This is a genomic window from Pseudovibrio japonicus (assembly GCF_014651595.1).
Taxonomy (GTDB): Bacteria; Pseudomonadota; Alphaproteobacteria; order Rhizobiales; family Stappiaceae; genus Pseudovibrio; species Pseudovibrio japonicus.
On record NZ_BMXE01000001.1, the window covers coordinates 467,591 to 487,805 of the forward strand.

Below are 20,215 nucleotides of genomic sequence, written 5' to 3' on the forward strand. Positions count from 1 at the left end.
AAACAAGCTACGTTAAAAATCAATCAGCATCGGCCTACATTTGTTCGGCTGCTGATCGCTGTCGATCGCTTGTAAGGTCTCCAGCACGCCCTCTCTCACTTGTAGGGGTCAGCCGCATCGCGCAGGCCGTCTCCCATGAAGTTGAAAGCAAGCACCACGACGATGATTGGAATGACCGGCGCCATCAGCCATGGGTAGATAGTTACAACAGCGATGTTTTGGGCCTCGTTGAGGAGAACGCCCCATGACACCGCCGGTCGCCTGAGGCCAAGGTTCAGGAAGGAGAGCGCGGTTTCGCCGAGGATCATCGCAGGCACCGATAGGGTTGCGGAGGCAACAAGGTGGCTCGTGAATCCGGGCAACAGATGCTTAACAATGACGCGGCTTGGCTTGGCGCCCATGAGTGTGGCGGCTTTGGCGTACTCTTCTTCGCGCAGCGACAACAATTTGGACCTCACGGCGCGCGCCAGACCTGGCCAGTCCAGAAGACCAAGAATGACCGTCAGGCCGAAGTAGATCCAGACTGGCGACCATGTAATAGGCAGAGCTGCAGACAAGGCCATCCAGAGGGGAAGCTCCGGCAGTGATCGCATGACCTCGATAACCCGTTGCACGGAGCTATCAATCCACCCTCCAAAGAACCCTGCCATGCCACCCAGCAAAACACCAAGCACCATGGAGATGGTTACTCCGACAAGGCCGATGGTAAGAGACAGGCGTGCCCCGTAGACCAAGCCAGAGTATTGATCCCGTCCTAACCGATCCGTTCCGGCGATAAACAGGGTTCCCTCTTCAGCGGGGCAGATGATGTGAAAGCTGGCAGGAAACAGGCCCCAGAATTGGTAGGGCTCGCCTTCGCAGAAGAACCGCAATTTCTGCACGTCCGTTCTGTCTGTCTCATACACCCATCGTAGGTTTTCCAGATCAACTGACGGGGTTATGCCGTAGACGAAGGGGCCAACCAATCTTCCTTCATGGAACAGATGAATACTTTGAGGTGGCGCGTAGAGAAAGTCTACGTTGCGCTTAGCGACTGGGTAAGGTGCGATTATTTCTGCAAATGGCACACAGAGATAGAAGAAGAAGAGAACAACGACCGACACCACTGCCAGTTTGTGTTTGCGGAATTTCCACCAGATGATTTTCCATTGGGCCGCCTGATAGTACCGCTCCTGCTCTTTAGTCAGGGTCTCCACGTCCTGTGGGTCAAATCCTTTCGGATTGACGTAATGTTCTGGTTTTTCATCGCGGCGGCTATCTGGGCTCATTGTCTCGCGCCTTCTTTTCCAAGGCGAATGCGTGGGTCCAGATAGCCGAGTAGGATATCCGAGATTAGCATGCCGATGAGTGTAAGCAGGGAGACAAAAAGTAAGATAAATCCAGCAAGAAACTGGTCTTGAGATTGAAGCGCGCCTAACAAAATCGGCCCAACGGTGGGCAGGTTCAAAACAACGGAAACAATCACTGAGCCCGAGACGAGCGAGGGTATAAGGTTACCAATATCAGCAATGAATGGGTTAAGGGCGACACGCAAAGGGTATTTGACGAGGAGCTTGCTTTCGCGCATGCCTTTTGAGCGAGCGGTCGTGACATATTGCTTGTAGAGCTCGTCCAAAAGGTTTGCTCGCAGCCTTCTGATCATGGCAGCAGTGCCAGCGGTTCCGATCACAATGACCGGGACGACAAGGTGCGCGAGAATGGACAAAACCTTGCCACCGCTCATGGGTGCGCCGATAAACTGTTCTTCCATTAGCCCGCCTACAGACAACCCAAACCAAGTATTAGCCAGATAAATCAAAACCAAAGCCAGCAGAAAGTTTGGGGTGGCAAGGCCGAGATACCCTATGAGCGTGAAGGTGTAGTCTCCCACCGAGTATTGGTGGGTCGCTGAGTAAATACCGATTGGAAAGGCAACACAGTAAATGAAGAGGATTGTTGCAAGGTTGAGAGCAATTGTGAGCGGTAGTGTTGGGCCAACCACTTCGTCGACCGGCTGGTCGTACTCAAAAGACCAGCCCCAATTGCCTTGAATAAGCCCGTCAAATCCATTGGGACCGGGCCAAACGCCAACCCATATGCCGTAGCGCTCAATGAACGGTCGGTCCAATGCGAACTCACTACGCAGAAACTCCAGCCTACCGATGGATGCACTTTCGCCGGTAGAGCGCAGCATGGAAATCTGATTGGAGATATAATCTCCTTCCGGCAATTCGATAATAAGGAAGATCAGAAAACTGATAGCGGCAAGCGTCGGTATCATAATCAAAAGCCGCCGCAGGATGTAATTGAGCACCCGCTTCCCTTTCTTCTCTGCGCCATTCTTGCGGGAACACTAAAGGAGCTCCCTTGGCTTTGTCTGAGTATATCTAATCAGGTTTAAAGGGGGGCATTAGCACTTGCTTAAGACAACCGGATCTGGCTGTATTTTCATTGGTCTTCGTCGGGCAGAAGGTTCTCAAAGAAGAAGAGATCCATGCGGTGTATCCCAAACTGCGCACCGGGGTCCCAGCCATAAATTCCCGTTTCAGGAACGTTGAGCAAACCTTTGACAACGACAGGTTGGCGTACACCGTTGACCAGTCCAATATGGATGGTTTCTTCTGCATGGATCTGCAGCATTTGCTCCCAGATCACATCGCGCTCTTCGAAGCTGGCGCTTACCAGCCATTGATCGAACAGCTCGATCAGACGCACAGCAGGTGGCCAATCTGGTTTAGTACCAGAGTGGCCGTCAGTCTCGTAGTAATTGCCCCAACGCGCCCAAGAGAGGAAGTCTTCACGTGTGGGGGCATAATCGATTGGCGGCATACCGGCAGTAGGCACTCCATTTTCAAAGCCGGACCAGACCGACATCATCAAAGAACCAGCGATGGCACGGGCGCGGATCGTATCGCGCTGACTTGGACGGATGAACGCAGATACTCCGATTTCCTTCCAGGTTTCAGCGACTAGTTCCAGTGCATCATTCTGTTCTGAGCTTTCTCCCGTTAGTTCGATGATGAGCTGAAGTGGGCGTCCATCTTCCAGCAAGCGGATCCCGTCACCGCGTCTGTCGGTCAGGCCAATCTCATCAAGCAACTCGTTGGCAAGGTCGGGGTCAAATTCTGCCCATGCTATTTGAAAGTCTGGTTGGTACAACGGTGAGACATCAAGAACAGTGTCGTTGCCGGCACGGCCCAGTCCAAAATAGAGTACCTTGTTGATGAGCTCCCGATCGATCCCCAAAGAAAGTGCATGGCGGAAGCGACGATCCTGCATGAGTTTTCGCCACGTGGGATCTTCGACGCTGAGATTGGGAAGGATCGAGATTTCCGAGCCTTTTGAGTTGAGCCAGAGACGCGTATCATAATCACGCAGTTGCTCACCCCGTTTCAGAACGGAGATATCGCCAAACCCCAGCCCACGGGCCTGAAGGTCGCTTTCACCGGCTAAAGTCTTGGCGGGTATCAGATTGCTATCGACCACATCCATGATGACACGATCAATGTACGGCAGCTGCTGGCCAGTGCTGTCCACGCGGTGGAAGAACGGATTGCGTTCCATAACAGCACGGCGCTCACCGGAGGCACTGCGAGGGACCCATGGCTGCAGTGTGGGAATGAACGGATTGGATGCATCGTACATATCATCCATACGATTGAACAACGGTGCCCAGCCGCGCACTTTTTCAAGGCGTGCGATTTGGGAGATAAACTCCGGGTTGCCATAGTCCTGATGAAACTGTTTCAGATATTGAGCGGGTCTGTAAATGAATGGCGGGCGAGCTTTTGCAAGCTCTTGCAAAAACATAGGGTTAGGCGCATTCCACTCAAAGCGCACTGCGGTTTCATCGAGAACGGTAAACTGGGGGCCCTCCCCATCCACCAGCATGAAGCTGGGCAGACCGATGGGATTGAGCTGCTTGTTCAGAGCAATATCTTCAAACCAGAAGCGGAAGTCTTCTGAAGTGAACGGGGTGCCGTCGGACCATTTATGACCTTCGCGCAGGTGCAGCGTGATGACCCTGTCGTTCTCATTTTCAACGCTTTCCAGAATATCCGGATTGAGTTCAAGATCCTCGTCATAGCCCACCAGTCGGGCGTAGCCCCAGACATTGATAAGGCGGACATCCTTGGGCCGAGCAATGAGCGTGTGCAGCGAGCCACCTTGTACACCAACCACCCTACCAAGGTCTTCAGGGTTCGTTACAAGTGGTTCTGAGGGCAAGCGCTCTTCTATGGGGGGCAAGTCAGGTGGCAGCCCCGGTGTTTCTTTCAGGACCAGTGCAACTGCAGCATTGGGCAGTACGAGGCTTGCAGCTATGACATAAGCGGTCAGCAGGTCAAATCTTCTCATATGTGACTGCCTCCCAATCCGACGGTATCATGCATGGCGTCCATCCCCGGAGCACAAACCCAGTGATCTGTCTCTATCTCAACCAAATATGGCACTGTTGAGTACCCCATGCGGTATGGTGCGGGCCATTGCATGGGATCGGAGGTTGCGGCTCCGTCCAGAGAAGAAAAGTCCAGCTTGTGGTCCAGCGACGGTTCCGGCACTGCTTTGAGAAGCGCGCGCGTATAGGGGTGAATGGGGTTATCAATGATGTTTCGCGTTGGGCCAAGCTCAACAACCTTACCTTTACACATCACGGCTACACGATCTGAAATGTAGTCAACCACGGCAAGATTGTGACTGACGAAGACATAAGTTAGGCCCAGCTCATCCTTCAGGTCTTTAAGCAGATTCAGGATTTGGGCCTGCACAGACACATCAAGCGCCGAGGTTGGTTCGTCGCAGATCAGGAACTCCGGGTTGAGGGCTAAAGCGCGTGCAATGCCAATCCGCTGCCTTTGCCCGCCGGAGAAGGAGTGAGGATAGCGGCGTAGATACCGTTGCGACAGGCCAACGAGGTCGGTCAGCTCTCTTATGCGGGCTGCTTTGCTGTGATTGTCCCCAATTTGGTGGATGACCAGCGGCTCCATCAGGATCTCATTGAGCGTGCGGCGTGGGTTTAACGACGAGAACGGGTCCTGAAAGATGATCTGAGCTCGTTCCCTGAATTTGAAGAGCTCTTTGTCTGAGAACCCCTGAATATCACGTGGTCCGTCTTCTGTGGCATAGAAGATCTTTCCGTCCGTCAACGGGAAGGCCCGAAGCATGGCAAGGGCTGCAGTTGTTTTGCCGGAGCCTGACTCTCCCACAATGCCGAGGCATTCACCTCTGCGGACTGTCAAAGATACATTGTCGAGCGCCGTGGTGATACTTTTGCGCTTTTTGCCACGCAGTTTCTTGAACATGAAAGTCTTACAAACCTTATCAAGCTCGACGAGTGTGGTTCCACGGAACTCGTGAGCGTTGACGGCATGATGAGGATGCCCATCAGTCTGGTGGGTGCGCGGTTTAATGGGCCGGATCGGTACCAGCCGCTCTTCCGGTTCCATGGAGAGCGAGGGTACAGCGTTGAGCAGTGCTTTCAGGTAGGGGTGTTGTGGGGTCAGGAACAAGTCCTCGACGCTGCCCTTTTCCATGATCTCGCCATTGTAAACCACAACCACTTCATCAGCCATGTTCGTCACTACACCAAAGTCATGAGTGATCATGAGCAAGGTCATGTTCAATTCGGACTGCACCTCTTTGATCAACTTCAGAATTTCGGCCTGAATAGTGACATCCAACGCAGTGGTCGGTTCATCTGCAATGAGGAGCGACGGGCGGCAGATCAATGCCATGGCAATGAGAGCGCGTTGTCGCAGGCCGCCTGACAGTTCGAAGGGATAAGCGCGGATGGCTCTTTCAGGATCTGGAAAGTGAACAAGCCGCAGCATGTCCTTTGTCAGTTCCAGCGCTTCTCTTCTACCAACAAGTCGATGCAGTCTTGCGCCTTCGCTGATCTGGTCTCCGATTGTGTGCAAGGGCGAAAGCGAGACCATGGGCTCCTGAAAGATCATGGCGATCTGATCGCCGCGCATGGCGCGCATCGCTGGTCCAGCTGGGGGAAGTTTTGCGATGTCAATCAGTTTGCCGTTTCGTCGATTGTCACGAAACAGGATTTGTCCGGAGGTTATGTGCGACTTTGCTGGAAGGATACCCATGATCGCTTTGGAGATTACAGTCTTGCCAGAGCCTGACTCTCCTACCAAAGCAACGGATTTGTTTTCTGGCACGCTAAAAGACACATCGCGGACGACTTCCTGATGTCCTTCATCTCCACGAAACTCTACCGTTAACCCTTTGATATCAAGAAGGCTCACGTGCGTTCCTTCCTTACTGATCCGTTGAGACTGCCTGAAAAACCGAGGTTTTCGGCCTCTTCACTACAACAGGGCTTCCTTTCAAAGAGGTTGGGTTTCTCAGCACACTTAAAGTAAACTAGAAGATAGCGGCAGAATTAATGCACACCGTTGATGGTGGAGTTGAGCTGCCACACTTCGACCTTACCCGTGCGCCCACGAATTGCGTGACTGCCAAGGTGAGTGATATTGTTTGTGTGCCCGGCTTTTTCAACGGTCTCACCGCTCAAAACCACGCAAACTCCCTTAATGGACGACAAGGTGCCACCGACGGCTTGCAGACGACTACACACATTCACCGCGTCACCAACAATAGTGTAGTTCCAACGCTCCACAGCGCCCACATTACCAACAATTACACGTCCAGTGTGGATTGCGATGCGCACACGCAGCGCGTTTTCTGGCGCGGCCTCGTTAGCCTTCTGGATGGCTGCGACCATATCTTCAGCAGCTGAAATGGCGCACTGAGCGTGGTTTTCAATCTCGTTAGGCGCGCCCCAGAACGCCAGCATACCGTCACCGACAAACTTGTCGACTGTGCCCTGATGGGCCTCCACTGCAGAAACCAGCTGCTTAAAGTGGTCGTTAAGCAAATCGGCCACCTCACCTGCACTCCTATTTTCAGACAATGAGGTGAAGCCTTCGATGTCCGTGAACAGGATCGTCAGCTCGGCTTCTTTTGCTTTGGCTGCCTGATCAATCCCGGACGCCATCAGTTTGGCGTATAGGGATTTTGGGATGTACCGGCTCATGCTCTGCAAGCCAGTGGTACTGGCATTCATGGCAGAGGTGATCTGGTCTACTTCGCGTATATGGCTGCCCGGGAGCGGTTCGAGATGTTCAAACTCCAGCGCTCCAAACTTTTGCGCACGTGCTGCAATGCCTTTGAGCGGGGAAGACAAGCGACGCGCGAGGAAGATCGCAATAAGTGCTGATAGAAATACGATTGCTACGCCAGCAAAAACCGAATTGATCAACCTTGCAACTTCATCGTAACGGGAGTTTGCGGGCTGATATTCACCAACCAGATAGACTTCACCGTCCGGTGAGACCAGTTTTTGCAGAACCATCAGGTACATATCATCATCATAGTTGATCATGTGAAGTTCCACACCTCGGTCACGCGCGAGCGAACTAGAGGGCTGTGGCTCGCTCTCCTCGAATTTGGCGAGGATAGGATCACCGAACTCTGTCAAAGGTGACAGGAGGTTACCCTGTAGGTTGTATTCTGGAGACGCGTAGGCAAGCACCCGGTCTTCGTCAGTCAAAATAAACCGGGTCGTGGGGTTCTCACCGTCGACCTGATAGCCCAGTCCATCTCCATTGGAAGCGGCTAACACCGAACCAACTCCCTCCATCGTGATGACTGCGGAAATGTAACCGATGATTTCGCCTTCAAATTCAATGGAGCTTGTAACGGTCGCAAATGGGTCCTCGCCGGAGGCATAGAAATCTCCCCAAAACGGGTCCTGACTTCGTTGTGCCTGAATGCTTTCTAAGCGGGAGAATTCAAAGAGAGTCTGCTGGGGGTTAAAGATAACAACGTCCTGACTGTTGTCAGCCTGACGCAACCCCCACACGGCTCCATTGGGCAAAGAAAGCACTAATCCATCAATGCTTTGGACGCTGAACAAGACCCCGCGAAATGTCTGGCGCGCACGAAAAAGAGCGCTTTGGGGCGTGGGCTGTTCTTCGGCATACACCTTGATGGCGTTAACGGAATAAAAGGCGGGCGTGATGTAAGCGCCCAAGGCGTTGTTAATTGCCTCGGTCGACATGATCGACGCTTTTTCGATGAGACTGCGTGTATTTACGAGGTTGGTATGAACCGACATGTAGAGCACGATGCCGCCACACAACGTCACCACGGTCACAAAGGTCAGGCTCACCAACCACGTCAGGGAGAGCTGGTAAGAGAAGCGCCCGGCCCCTACTCCCTTTCGCCTAATCCTATTCCAAAGCTTCAAACCGTGTCCCACCTGTGTGAGGAATTTCAGCCCGTTAAACCACTCACTGGACCGAGCGTCAAACTGCCTTCCTCAAACTGGCGCAGCTAGTGTTTATTCTACTACTTCCTTGCCCAATTCTCTTAAAATCTCTTTTCGGTGCTCATCGAGCACCGGAGCACCGCGTTCGATCTTCAGCTTGGTATTCGTAAATTGGATTGGTGTGCGTACATATGTTTGCTCCACACCCTCTTTTGAGCCCGTTGGCAGGGTGACTTTCAGCTGGCGGTGTTCAATTTGCGGATCCTGCAAAACATCCGCCACTGAGTTGATCGGGCCTGCCGGAACGCCATATTCTTCCATTTTTGCCAGGAGCTCATCACGGGTAAAACTCAAGACCAGTGTTTGGAGTTCTTCGGTCAATTGTTCGCGGTGCTTCACACGGGAGGGGTTGGTGGCGTAGCGCTGGTCTTCAGAGAGCGCTGGTTTACCAAGGAGCTTACAGAAGTTAGCGAACTGGGTGTCATTTCCGACCGCCACGATCAGGTGACCATCCTGCACCTCAAACACCTGATAGGGAACGATGTTTGGATGGGCATTGCCCATGCGCGTGGGAACGTTTCCGCTGCTGAGGTAGTTCATGGCCTGATTGGCAAGAACACCCACCTGGGCGTCGAGCAAGGCCATGTCGATCCACTCGCCTTCCCCGGTCAGGTCACGGCGGCGCAGCGCGGCCTGAATGCCGATCACGCCATATAGGCCGGTAAAGATATCTGCAAAAGCGACACCTACTTTTTGCGGTTCTCCGCCTTTAGGGCCGGTCAGATCCATAATACCGCCCATCCCCTGGATCATGAAGTCGTATCCGGCACGGTGCGCATAAGGCCCGTCCTGACCAAATCCTGTGACAGAGCAGTAGATCAGTTTGGGGTTGATCTTTTGCAAGCTTTCATAGTCGAGGCCGTACTTAGCAAGACCGCCGACCTTGAAATTCTCGATCAACACATCGCTTTGACGCACAAGATCGTGGATCAGCTCAAGGTCTTCCTGTTTTGAGAAGTCTGCTGTGATGGAGCGTTTGCCACGGTTGCAGGCGTGGAAGTAGGCCGCGCTTTTACTGCCGCCTTCTTCTTCGATGAAGGGAGGGCCCCAGGTCCGTGTATCGTCACCGCGCGGGCTTTCCACCTTGATGACATCCGCCCCCAGATCGGCAAGGGTTTGCCCAATCCATGGCCCAGCTAGAATGCGCGCCAGTTCCAAAACTCTTATATTTTCCAGGGGGGCCGTCACGGAAGCAACCTCAGTCTTTTTGTGCAAGTTCGTCTCAGGAGCACAGTGCTACCTGTTTTTTGACAGGAGGTCCTGCGAGGATCTGTCATGAACTCGTTCCAGTCCTTCCCGTGCTTGATAATTTTGTTATTTGGGTGCAAAAGTGCAGTGGTTTTTAATTCCTACATTTGACCGGTACCGTTTGCAAAGGTACCGCTGATCTACATAATTTTCGAAAGCGCTGCGCCAAGGGGCGAAAAGCTGCTTCAACACTTCCTGGGAGAACAGCATGCGATCTGAGACTGCTCAGCTCATCAAACTGCAAGACTACAAAGAAACCCCCTACGCAATCGACAGTGTCTCACTGGTCTTCAAGCTTAAGCCGGAAGCAACTGAAGTTGTCTCCACCCTCACCCTTTCCAGACGCGATGGTACAGAAGCTGGCACTCTCCTTGAGCTGGATGGTGATGAACTCACACTGGTTTCAGTGGCGGTTGATGGTGTTGCTTTGGCGCAGGAAGCTTATCAGGCCTCAGCAACCAAGCTGATCATTCACAACCCTCCTGCAGATACGTTCCAGCTGGAAGTCGTGACGAAGGTCAATCCAACTGCGAACACCAAGCTCGAAGGCCTGTACCTTTCAAAAGGCATCTATTGCACCCAGTGTGAGGCCGAAGGCTTCCGCAGGATCACCTATTACTATGATCGCCCGGATGTGCTTTCCGTGTTCACCACACGTGTAGAAGCAGACAAGGCAAGCAACCCGATCCTTTTGAGCAACGGCAACCCGCAGGAAACTGGCGATATTGAGGGCACCAACCGTCATTTTGCGGTGTGGCATGATCCGCATCCAAAGCCTGCCTACCTTTTTGCGCTGGTGGCCGGTGATCTTGCCTGCACCTCAGAAAAGTACACCACCGCTTCCGGCAAACCAGTAGATCTGAACATCTTCGTAGAGAAGGGGAATGAGGATCGTACGGACTGGTCCATGGACAGCCTGATCCGTTCCATGCGCTGGGACGAGAAGGTGTTTGGGCGCGAGTACGATCTGGATGTGTTCAACATCGTGGCTGTTTCTGCGTTCAACATGGGCGCAATGGAGAACAAGGGCCTTAACATCTTCAACGATAAGTACATTCTTGCGGACAGCGACACAGCAACTGACACGGATTATGAAGGCATTGAGACTGTTGTTGCGCATGAGTACTTCCATAACTGGACCGGCAACCGCATTACCTGCCGCGAATGGTTCCAGCTGTGTCTGAAAGAGGGCCTGACGGTGTTCCGTGATCAGGAATTTTCTTCTGATGAGCGCTCCCGTCCTGTGAAGCGTATTGCTGACGTGATCCGCTTGAAATCCCGACAGTTCCCAGAGGATCAGGGTCCCCTCTCCCATCCGGTACGCCCAACAGAATACAAAGAGATCAACAACTTCTATACGGCGACTGTCTATGACAAGGGCGCTGAGCTGGTGCGCATGATCAAGACCATTCTTGGTGCGGATGGTTTCAGGAAAGGTATGGACCTTTACTTTGAGCGTCATGACGGGGATGCGTCGACAATCGAAGACTTCATTAAGTGCTTTGAAGATGCAAATGCACTGGATCTGACGCAGTTTAGCCGGTGGTACCACCAATCCGGCACGCCTGTGGTCAAGGCGCGCGGGTCTTATGACGCTGCTGCCAAGACTTACACACTGGACCTTGCGCAGATTAATGCACCGACACCGGGGCAAACTGAGAAGAAACCATTCTTCATTCCTGTTCGCTTTGGCCTAGTCGGCCCCAATGGCGATGACCTTTCCTATTCCAGCGTAGAAGGCGCTCAGGTTAATGGCGATCTGCTGTGCCTTAGCGAAGACAAGCACACTGTTGTGTTTCATGGCATTGGCAGTAAGCCTGTCCCTTCCCTGCTGCGTGAGTTCTCAGCACCTGTGAAACTGGAAACCGGGCTTTCCCGCGAGGATCAGATCTTCCTGATGCGCCATGATGTTGACCCCTTCAACCGCTGGCAGGCAGCTCAGACGCTGATGACCGAGCTGCTGATCGAGCTGACCAGAGGCGAGGAACCAGCAGGCAAAGAGGCCTTTATCGAGGCTTTGGGTCATATGGCGGAAGATGAGAGCCTTGATCATGCCTTCCGCGGCTTTGGGCTAATGCTACCGAGTGAGCAAGCGATTGCTCTGGAGATTGGTGCGGACGTTGACACGGATGCCATTGGCGATGCGCGTGATGCCTTCTCCAAGGAAATCGGCGTGACACTCTATGATACCTTCAAGCGCCTTTACAATGAACTGGACATGCCAGCAGCCTTTAGTCCGGACGCCATATCAGCTGGTAAGCGTGCTTTGAAGCTCCGCTGTCTGTCCTATCTGGGCGCTGCGCAAACTGAAGAAAGTGCGGCCCTGGCAAAAACCCATTTTGACAATGCGGACAATATGAGCGACCGCATGGGCGCCTTAACGATCCTTGTGATCTGGCAACTTGCGGGGGCGCAGGAAGCTCTTAAGGCGTTTGAAGAGCGCCATAAGGACACTGCGCTTGCCATGGATAAGTGGTTGAGCATAGCTGCTCGTGCACCAAGTGAGGATTCGGTTGCAGCCATACGCACTCTTACCGAGCATCCGGCATTTTCTTGGGAAAATCCAAATCGCATCTATGCGCTGATCGGAGGCTTCCTGGGAGGCAATACACGCGGCTTTCATGCAGCTGATGGCTCAGGATATAATTATCTTGCTGAAATCACGCTGCAATTGGACAAGACCAATCCTCAGGTTGCTTCCAGAATGGTCAAAAGCTTTGGTAACTGGAAAAATATGAATGCAGAACGCAGAGAAAAGGCGAAAGCCGCTTTGCAAGGTATTCTTGAGGCGGACCAGCAACTGTCAACTGACGTGAAAGAAATAGTTGAGCTGTGCCTAGACTAAGACAGTCTACACTGCACCCCAGCGAAGTCTCTGAGAGTCCTAAATGAATTAACGGCAGCAAAAAACGCTGCCGTTAACCATTTTTTTGTACCCAGACTCTGGACAAGTTGATTCGGATAGATTCAAATGAAGGTGATTCGGGTGAATTGCAACCCGAGTTATTTGCGGCGGGATCTGACACATGGGGGCATTCATGGCACGAGCCTTTGCTGGGGGCGCGACCGCTCGACGACTGTTGAATTCGACCAAACGGGCAGGCAAAAAAGATGCCTTGACCGGGCATATCAAATTGCTTGCCCAACCTGCTTACCAACGTCTCTTGACCACTGAACCGATGATGCGCCGAATTATTCCTGCTTTGTGCATTATCTTCATTGCGTGCACCGCCATTTTTCGCGGGCTAGAGATTGCTTACAATTATGAGAGCGTCAGCCAGAAGGCTCAGGACGATCTCACGCTTATTGCGACTGCGCTGACGGCCAGCATCGACATTACAGAACAAGAAAAAGGCAGCGTGGGTCTGGCCTCTGCTTTGCAGCGTGCACTTTCCGAGGCTCTACCTCCTCGCGCCACCAGCCAAAGCCGTCAAATTCTTCTGGCTGATCCAAACGGCACTATTGTTGCCAGCGCTCCAACCCGTCCTGATATGGAAGGACTGAAGATCACCAGTTTTCTCGGTGATACTCAGCCCATGACGTTCTTCGGCAAACGGGCTGGCGTCCTGACGATCAACGAAGGCACTAAAGACGCGACACGCGCAACGGTTCACCATCTTTCAAATAAGCTTGGCATGGTTGCTATTATGCAGCCAGAAAAAGCGATTTTCGCCCCTTGGCGCGCGGAGCTTTCGGCCAATGTGACGATCTTTGTAGCCACCTCCATGGTGTTGCTGGTGATCATCTACGCCTATTTTGCGCAGGCAACCCGTGCACAGCAGGCGGATGGCATCTACTCTGCCACGCGTTCCCGTATCGACGCAGCCCTTAATCGGGGGCGTTGCGGTCTATTTGACTGGGACCTGTCTCGTGGCCGCGTTTTCTGGTCCGCCTCGCTATATGAAATGCTGGGCATGGACCCGCGAAATGACATTATGGGCTTTGCAGAGATCCAGTCCCTGACCCATCCTGATGATGTGGACCTTTATGACCTTGCCAAGAGCCTGCTTGATACGGGCAAAAGCAACGTGGATCGCCAATGGCGGATGCGTCATATTGATGGATCTTGGGTGTGGTTGCGGGTGCGCGCCGAAGTCCAGACCGATGCGGGCACCAACGAACCGCACCTGATCGGCATTTGTATGGATGTGACCGAGCAGAAGAAGCTTGCAGAGCAGAGCCGCACCGCTGATTTACGTCTTCGGGATGCGATCGAGAACATTTCCGAGGCATTTGTTCTTTGGGATGCAGACAATCATCTGGTGATGTGCAACTCCAACTATCGCAAACTGCACCAGTTACCAGATCATGTTGTTCAGTCGGGCACGCCTTACGCCACTGTTATGTCCTCTGCCAGCCAGCCAATCATTTCTGAGCCTGAGGAAGGCGACCATATCGATAGTGATATGGAAAGCTCCTACAAGGTTGAGATGGAAGGTGGCCGCTGGCTGCAGGTTTCTGAGCGCCGCACCAAGGATGGTGGTTTCGTTTCCGTTGGCACCGACATTACGGAGCTGAAGCGAAAAGAGGAAAAGCTGCTTGAATCGGAGCGCGGCCATATGGCGACTATTGCCGATCTGCGCCAATCCCGTCAGAAACTTGAGCTGCAAGCGCAGCAGCTGGTGGAACTGACAGAGAAATATGCGGATGAGAAGACCCGCGCCGAAGATGCAAACCAGGCCAAGTCCGAGTTCCTTGCTAACATCTCCCACGAGCTGCGCACGCCACTAAACGCGATCATTGGCTTCTCCGACATCATGGATCAAGGCATGTTCGGTGATCTGGGGTCTGACAAGTACAAGGAATACTGCAAGGACATCCACTCCTCCGGCAACTACCTGCTGAATGTGATCAATGACATTCTGGATATGTCGAAGATTGAAGCAGGCCGGATTGAGCTTTCAGTTGAAGAAGTGCAGATCAAACAGACCGTTCAGGACGCAGCCCGTATTATCTCGGCAACCGCTTCGGATAAAAAGATCAAGATTGTCAGCGAAAACCTGCCGCACATGCATCTGCAGGCGGATAGGCGTGCTGTTAAACAGATCCTGCTTAACCTGCTTGCCAACTCTGTTAAGTTCACCCCTGAAAACGGTGAGGTTCGCGTTTCGGCTCGCAAAGCCGGGGCGTTTGCGGAACTCAAGATCACAGACAACGGCATCGGCATTTCCAAGAAAGACATCGACCGTCTGGCCAAGCCGTTCGTTCAGGTGGAAAACCAGTTCACCAAGACGCACAAGGGGTCTGGCCTTGGCCTTGCCATTGCACGCTCTCTTAGCGAGCTGCATGGCGGCTATATGGAGATCGAGTCCGAAGTTGGCAAAGGCACAGAGGTTACGATCAAACTGCCTTTGAAAGCCAAGTCGCGTGATAAGAGCCGTCTGACAGGCATCAACAGTTTGAACGCAGCCTGACACCACAGTTAAGCAACAAGAAAAGGCCGCTTCCTAAGTGGCCTTTTTTGTTGTCTCAGATATTCCCCCATCAACTGCTCTTATCAGCGGGCGCCACTTCTCCGATCAGTTTTTCGAAGGATTGGCGCACCCTTGTCTGCTGGTCTTGCAGATAGACGGTCAAACGCTCAAAGTCTGGCTCCCCACCAGTACTGACCAATAGGTCGAGAAGACCATTGGGGGCGGTTGTCGGATCGAAGCGTACGTTCAGCGTAAGTTTGAGGATCTGCCTGAGATCATCATAGATGCGCAGCGTGGGAATGAGCGTATCAGCATCTTCCTCACTGAGCAGACCTGCTTCACGTGCTTTTAGCAAAGCATCCTCAGTGCGGGTCTGGAGGATTTCGGGATATACCGCACCGTGAGCCAACTGCAAGAATTGAGCGATAAACTCGATATCGACTAAGCCACCTGGAATACCTTTGACCTGCCATGGGCTTTTAGCTGGTTTCTCCTTCTGGATGCGCGCGCGCATTTCACTCACATCCAGCGCCAACTTATCAATATCTCTCTTTTGCTGAAGCAGCTGCGAGATGGCGCTGCCAATCTGCGTGCTGAAGTCTGAGCTGGAACTGGTGATGACACGCGCACGTGTGAGAGCCATGTGCTCCCATGTCCATGCCTTGTTGGCCTGATAGTCCTTGAAGGCGGCAAAGCGCGTCGCAAGCGGGCCAGAGTTGCCAGAGGGCCGCAAGCGGAAGTCCACCTCGTAAAGAACACCTTCTGCCGTTGGTGCTGTTAGCGCGGACACAAGGCGCTGCGTGAGGCGGCTGTAGTACTGGCTTGGTGCCAGTGGGCGTTTGCCGTCGCTTTGCACCACATCCTCGGGAAAATCATAGAGCAGGATCAAATCCAGATCAGAGGCGCAGGTGATTTCACGTCCGCCAAGCTTGCCCATGGCGATGAGCGCCAGTTCAGAGCCCGGGATCTTGCCGTGCGCCTCTTCCAGCTCTTGCTGAACGCGCGGGAGCAGCTGGCAAAGCACAGCATCGGCCAGCGTTGAAAGTCCCTGCCCTAACTCTGCTGCAGAAATCGTTCCCGTGATCAGACGCAGGCCCAGCAGAAATTGTTGCTCCTGTACGAAGATACGGGCTCGGTCCAATGCATCCTCGTAGTACCCTGCCTGATCCAGAGTGACCTCCAGTGCAGTCTCAATCTGCTCTGCAGTTGGTGCTCCGCCGAAGAAGGCGGGATCGAGCAGCGCATCCAGCACATGTACACGTTTGGAGACGATCTCTGCCATGCGTGGGGCGTTGCCCATGATCATGGTTAGAAGTTTGAGCAGGTGTGGATTGGACTTCAGCAATCCAAACAACTGAACGCCCATGGGCAATTTAGAGAGGAATGTATCGAATGTGAGCAGGGCCTGATCGGCATTCTCGGTACGGGCCAGTGCATCCAGCAGAGTTGGCGTGAACTCGGTCAAGCGTTGGCGAGCCTTAGTCGCACGCACCGCCGGGTACCTGCCGTAATGCCATTGGCGGATAGTCCGGATGGCGTCCACTGGGCGCTGGAAGCCAAGCTGCATAAGGGTTTCCAGCGTATTCGGATCTTCGTCATCACCTGTAAAGACCAGATTGCCAAGGTCGAGTGCCAGCTCTGGTTCGTCTTCAAACAGGCCAGAATAGTGTTTTTGCACCAGCTCAAACTTGCTGCGGATCTCGTCGGCAAACTCCGCGCGCTCCTTTGTGCCCATCAGATGATAGACGCGCGCGAGGGCTTCATCATCCTTGGGCAGGATATGGGTCTGCTCGTCATTGATCATCTGGATGCGGTGCTCAACCTCACGCAGGTAGCGGTAAGCTTCTTCCATTTCAGTGGCAGCGGCTTCATCGATCCAACCACAATCGGCCAGCCGTTCCAGGGTGATCAGCGTGCGCCGATCACGAAGCTGCGGATTGCGGCCGCCGGCGATGAGCTGCTGGGTCTGCGCAAAAAACTCAACTTCCCGTATGCCGCCGCGACCCAGCTTTACGTTGTGTCCTGCGACGGTGATCTTGCTGAAGCCTTTGTGGGCGTGGATCTGACGTTTAATAGAATGCACGTCCGAGATTGCGGCGTAGTCCAGATACTTGCGCCAGACGAACGGTCGGATCTCCTCCAGAAAGAGTTCGCCTGCTTTGATATCACCTACACAAGGGCGAGCTTTGATGAGCGCGGCGCGTTCCCAGTTCTGGCCCAGGCTCTCATAGTAAACCAATGCGGCGGGAACGGAGATTGCCAGTGGCGTTGCGCCGGGGTCCGGACGAAGGCGCAGGTCGGTTCTGAAGACATAGCCATCACCAGTACGCTCGTTCATGAGTTTTACCATGCGGCGGGTGATGCGAACGAACTCGACAGGTGCTTCTGCGCCGCCAGTGAGACGACAGCGCTCAGGATCATACAGAACGATAAGATCAATGTCGGAGGAGTAATTCAGTTCCCCTGCTCCATGCTTGCCCATGGCAAGAATGAAGAAGCCAGCTTCCTTTTCAGGCTCTTCCGGATCAACGGGATCAAACTTTCCTCTGGCTTCCAGTTCACGCAGGCTGAAGCGTAGACTGGCTGTCAGGGAGGCATCGGCGAACCTGGTGAGTGCGCCTGTCACACTCTCCAGATGCCATGCACCTGCGATATCGGCCAGTGCGACGGTGAGCGCCAGCTCTTGCTTGGCCAGGCGCAGCGACTGCATGAGTTCTGCTTCGCTCGTCGGTTTGGTAGTCAGGCAATTATGCAGGAGGGTTGAGACGGTTTCTTCAGGCGGCGTTCCTAAAATGCGCAGGAAGCGCGACGCATCGCGCAGGATAATCTCCCTCAGGAATGGCGCATTGACCATAATGCCTTTGATGAAGGTAGGAAGTTCTGGTGTCTGTTCGCACTGCTGCTCAAACACGGACATAAGGTCTTTGCGTTCGAGCTTTTCTATCAGGTCTTGAAGATGCCGGTCACCAAGATCCTCATCCGCGCACACGGGCTGACGCTCCAAACGCTGAAACATTGGGGCAAGCGTCCCTTTCCGGTGTTTATGCTTTTCGGTGCTGCTGATTAGCTGGTGGCGTTCTTCTTCTGAGCCTTGTCCCATGCTTCGTTGCCCTCTCCCTCACCTCTTTGCCCCTTGTTGCGGGGCAGAACAACCCGGGCACATAGACCAGATTGTCCCTTACTTCCAGAATCATTTTCAGAACCGGCTGATATGAGCTGCAATTCTCCCTGATGAAGGGTTACCACCGCCTTGATCAGTGACAATCCAAGCCCGGAACCGGGCGCATGGCGGGAGCCATCAAGCCGCACAAAACGATTGCACACCCGCTCACGGTCAGCCTCTGCGATTCCAGCTCCGTTGTCTTCCACGCGGAGTATAGCCTGCTCTTTGGTTGCAGACAGTACGACTTTGATCAGGGGTTTAGCAGTGTCTTGGGGTGGACGACCGTATTTGAGGGCGTTTTCAATCAAATTCGCGAGTGCCTGAGCCAAAAGCTCGCGATCCCCATCGATAACCGGCTCATCTTCAATTTGGACAGAGAATTCGACGCCGTCATCTTCGGCCACCGGTTCATAGAGCTCACAGACGTCTCTGACGATATCACTCAGCTTGAGAGGCTTGAGCTGCGCGCCGGTTGATCCGGCTTCTACGCGCGCGATGCGCAATAGCGCGTTGAAGGTGTTGATCAGCTCGTCTGTTTCAACAAGCGTGTCTTCAAGACACTTGCGGCCATCATCCGCACTCATATCTTGACGCAAGGCCGCTTCAACACGTCCCCGCATGCGTGTGAGCGGTGTTTTAAGGTCGTGGGCAATGTTGTCGGAAACTTCCTTCAAGCCCTGCATCAGCTCTTCAATGCGGTCCAGCATCACATTGAGATTGCTCGCAAGCCGGTCGAACTCATCACCATTTCCGGTCACATCCAGACGTCCGGCCAGATCCCCTTCCATGATCTGCCGCGAGCTCATGGACAAGTTGTCGATGCGCTTGAGAATACGGCGATTGAGGAAGAACCATGTGATGCCGGCCAACACGATCATACCAACGAGCCAAAGGGTGAGCGCGTCTCCGAGCAGACTCTTCAGATGGACCTGATCTTCCAGATCCCGCCCGACCAGCAGTTTGAAGTTGCCGGGCAGCTCGAAGATCCTGACGATGGCCCGTGCTTTGTTCTCATCCGTTTCGGGAAGGCCTAACGGAGTGTAAGTGACGACCTGAATTCTGCCATCGGATTCCGAGAGCACCTTTTCCGGCAGGTAGGCAATGTTGCCGGTAATGAAGTTTCCGGCATAATCCAGAATGAGATAGAGATTTGAGTTAGGGCTTCTGACCCGACGCTCCACGCCCACCACAAGCCCGTTGATGCCGTTTTGCGCATACTGCTCGGCAAGGCCCTGAATCTCCGCATCAACCGTCTGCACGACCTGCTTGTTCATCAAATCATCTGTGTTGTTGGAAATGAAGATGAACAGAAATACCGAAAGCGCCGTAAACGACGTCAGATAAATGGCTGCCAGCTTGAAGGCGGTGGTGGAGAGAATTCTAGTGAGAGCTGTCACGGATGGAATATCCTGCACCACGAACCGTATGAAGCAATGGAAAATCAAAGCCTTTGTCGATCTTCGAGCGGAGCCTTGAGATGTGGACGTCAATCACGTTGGTCTGCGGATCGAAATGATAGTCCCAGACGTTCTCCAGCAGCATGGTGCGGGTCACCACCTGTCCGGCATGTTTCATGAGGTATTCCAGCAGCCGGAACTCGCGGGGCTGCAGCACAATCTCTTGCCCTGCGCGGCTCACGGAGTGGGCAAGGCGGTCCAGGACAAGATCAGCGGTTTGCAGTTTTGTTTCCACTTGTGGTCCTGCCTTGCGGCGGCTGAGCACTTCAACACGCGCCAGCAACTCAGAGAAGGCGTAGGGCTTGGACAGGTAATCGTCCCCACCTGCGCGCAGGCCTTTTACGCGGTCGTCGACCTGAGACAGGGCTGACAGGATCAAAACAGGCGTTTCATCACCGGATGCGCGCAGTGTTTCGATGATAGAGAGGCCATCACGCTTGGGCAGCATTCGGTCAATGACGAGCACATCCCAAGTGTTGGAAATTGCAAGCTCAAGGCCGTCTTCGCCATTGTCGGCATGATCAGGAGAGTGCCCTGCTTCCTTTAGTGCTTTGAGCAAGTAGTCTGCTGCTTCGCGATCATCTTCAATAACCAGGATTCTCATTTTCTCGTT

11 protein-coding genes are annotated in these 20,215 nt (G+C 53.5%); 2 read left to right on the forward strand and 9 right to left on the reverse strand.

Annotated elements, in window-relative coordinates; genetic code table 11:
- Positions 1-95 precede the first annotated feature (95 nt).
- The 6 genes from IE076_RS02015 to IE076_RS02040 form a co-directional block, all read right to left on the reverse strand.
- A complete protein-coding gene (locus tag IE076_RS02015; RefSeq protein WP_189434896.1) occupies positions 96-1,268 on the reverse strand; it encodes an ABC transporter permease in 1,173 nt (390 codons plus the stop codon).
- Positions 1,265-2,293 (reverse strand): ABC transporter permease, encoded by a 1,029-nt coding sequence (locus IE076_RS02020; RefSeq protein ID WP_189434898.1) that lies wholly within the window; start codon positions 2,291-2,293, stop codon positions 1,265-1,267. Before IE076_RS02020 ends, IE076_RS02015 begins: the two co-directional genes overlap by 4 nt.
- A gap of 134 nt (positions 2,294-2,427) precedes the next feature.
- Positions 2,428-4,335, reverse strand: a complete 1,908-nt coding sequence (locus IE076_RS02025) for an ABC transporter substrate-binding protein (protein WP_189434900.1) — start codon at positions 4,333-4,335, stop codon at positions 2,428-2,430.
- Positions 4,332-6,233, reverse strand: coding sequence for an ABC transporter ATP-binding protein (locus IE076_RS02030; protein WP_189434902.1), 1,902 nt, complete (start codon positions 6,231-6,233; stop codon positions 4,332-4,334). Before IE076_RS02030 ends, IE076_RS02025 begins: the two co-directional genes overlap by 4 nt.
- 137 nt (positions 6,234-6,370) lie before the next feature.
- Complete coding sequence (locus IE076_RS02035; protein ID WP_209008758.1) at positions 6,371-8,161, reverse strand: adenylate/guanylate cyclase domain-containing protein; 1,791 nt, start codon at positions 8,159-8,161, stop codon at positions 6,371-6,373.
- Positions 8,162-8,332: 171 nt separating this feature from the next.
- A complete protein-coding gene (locus IE076_RS02040) occupies positions 8,333-9,508 on the reverse strand; it encodes a CaiB/BaiF CoA transferase family protein (RefSeq protein WP_189434906.1) in 1,176 nt (391 codons plus the stop codon).
- A 268-nt stretch (positions 9,509-9,776) separates the two neighbouring features.
- Here IE076_RS02040 and pepN point away from each other — a divergent pair, with 268 nt between their 5' ends.
- On the forward strand, positions 9,777-12,413 hold the full coding sequence (pepN, locus tag IE076_RS02045; protein WP_189434907.1) for an aminopeptidase N: 2,637 nt from the start codon (positions 9,777-9,779) through the stop codon (positions 12,411-12,413).
- 193 nt (positions 12,414-12,606) lie between these two features.
- Positions 12,607-14,982 (forward strand): PAS domain-containing sensor histidine kinase, encoded by a 2,376-nt coding sequence (locus IE076_RS02050; RefSeq protein ID WP_189434909.1) that lies wholly within the window; start codon positions 12,607-12,609, stop codon positions 14,980-14,982.
- A gap of 70 nt (positions 14,983-15,052) precedes the next feature.
- On the opposite strand, the gene IE076_RS02055 is transcribed toward IE076_RS02050, so the two are convergent.
- From IE076_RS02055 to IE076_RS02065, 3 genes are read right to left on the reverse strand one after another with little or no spacing between them, the layout of a single operon-like run.
- On the reverse strand, positions 15,053-18,082 hold the full coding sequence (locus IE076_RS02055; protein ID WP_189434911.1) for a bifunctional [glutamine synthetase] adenylyltransferase/[glutamine synthetase]-adenylyl-L-tyrosine phosphorylase: 3,030 nt from the start codon (positions 18,080-18,082) through the stop codon (positions 15,053-15,055).
- Positions 18,046-19,542: a HAMP domain-containing sensor histidine kinase gene (locus tag IE076_RS02060; RefSeq protein ID WP_189434913.1), complete on the reverse strand. Its 1,497-nt coding sequence runs from the start codon at positions 19,540-19,542 to the stop codon at positions 18,046-18,048. Before IE076_RS02060 ends, IE076_RS02055 begins: the two co-directional genes overlap by 37 nt.
- Positions 19,526-20,206: a response regulator transcription factor gene (locus tag IE076_RS02065; protein ID WP_189434915.1), complete on the reverse strand. Its 681-nt coding sequence runs from the start codon at positions 20,204-20,206 to the stop codon at positions 19,526-19,528. Before IE076_RS02065 ends, IE076_RS02060 begins: the two co-directional genes overlap by 17 nt.
- Positions 20,207-20,215 lie beyond the last annotated feature (9 nt).

Excerpts from the sequence above, each read along its gene's own strand:
- IE076_RS02015 (WP_189434896.1), bottom strand. The coding sequence starts at position 1,268 with ATGAGCCCAGATAGCCGCCGCGATGAAAAACCAGAACATTACGTCAAT.
- IE076_RS02025 (WP_189434900.1), bottom strand. The coding sequence starts at position 4,335 with ATGAGAAGATTTGACCTGCTGACCGCTTATGTCATAGCTGCAAGCCTC.
- pepN (WP_189434907.1), top strand. The coding sequence starts at position 9,777 with ATGCGATCTGAGACTGCTCAGCTCATCAAACTGCAAGACTACAAAGAA.
- IE076_RS02050 (WP_189434909.1), top strand. The coding sequence starts at position 12,607 with ATGGCACGAGCCTTTGCTGGGGGCGCGACCGCTCGACGACTGTTGAAT.
- IE076_RS02055 (WP_189434911.1), bottom strand. The coding sequence starts at position 18,082 with ATGGGACAAGGCTCAGAAGAAGAACGCCACCAGCTAATCAGCAGCACC.
- IE076_RS02065 (WP_189434915.1), bottom strand. The coding sequence starts at position 20,206 with ATGAGAATCCTGGTTATTGAAGATGATCGCGAAGCAGCAGACTACTTG.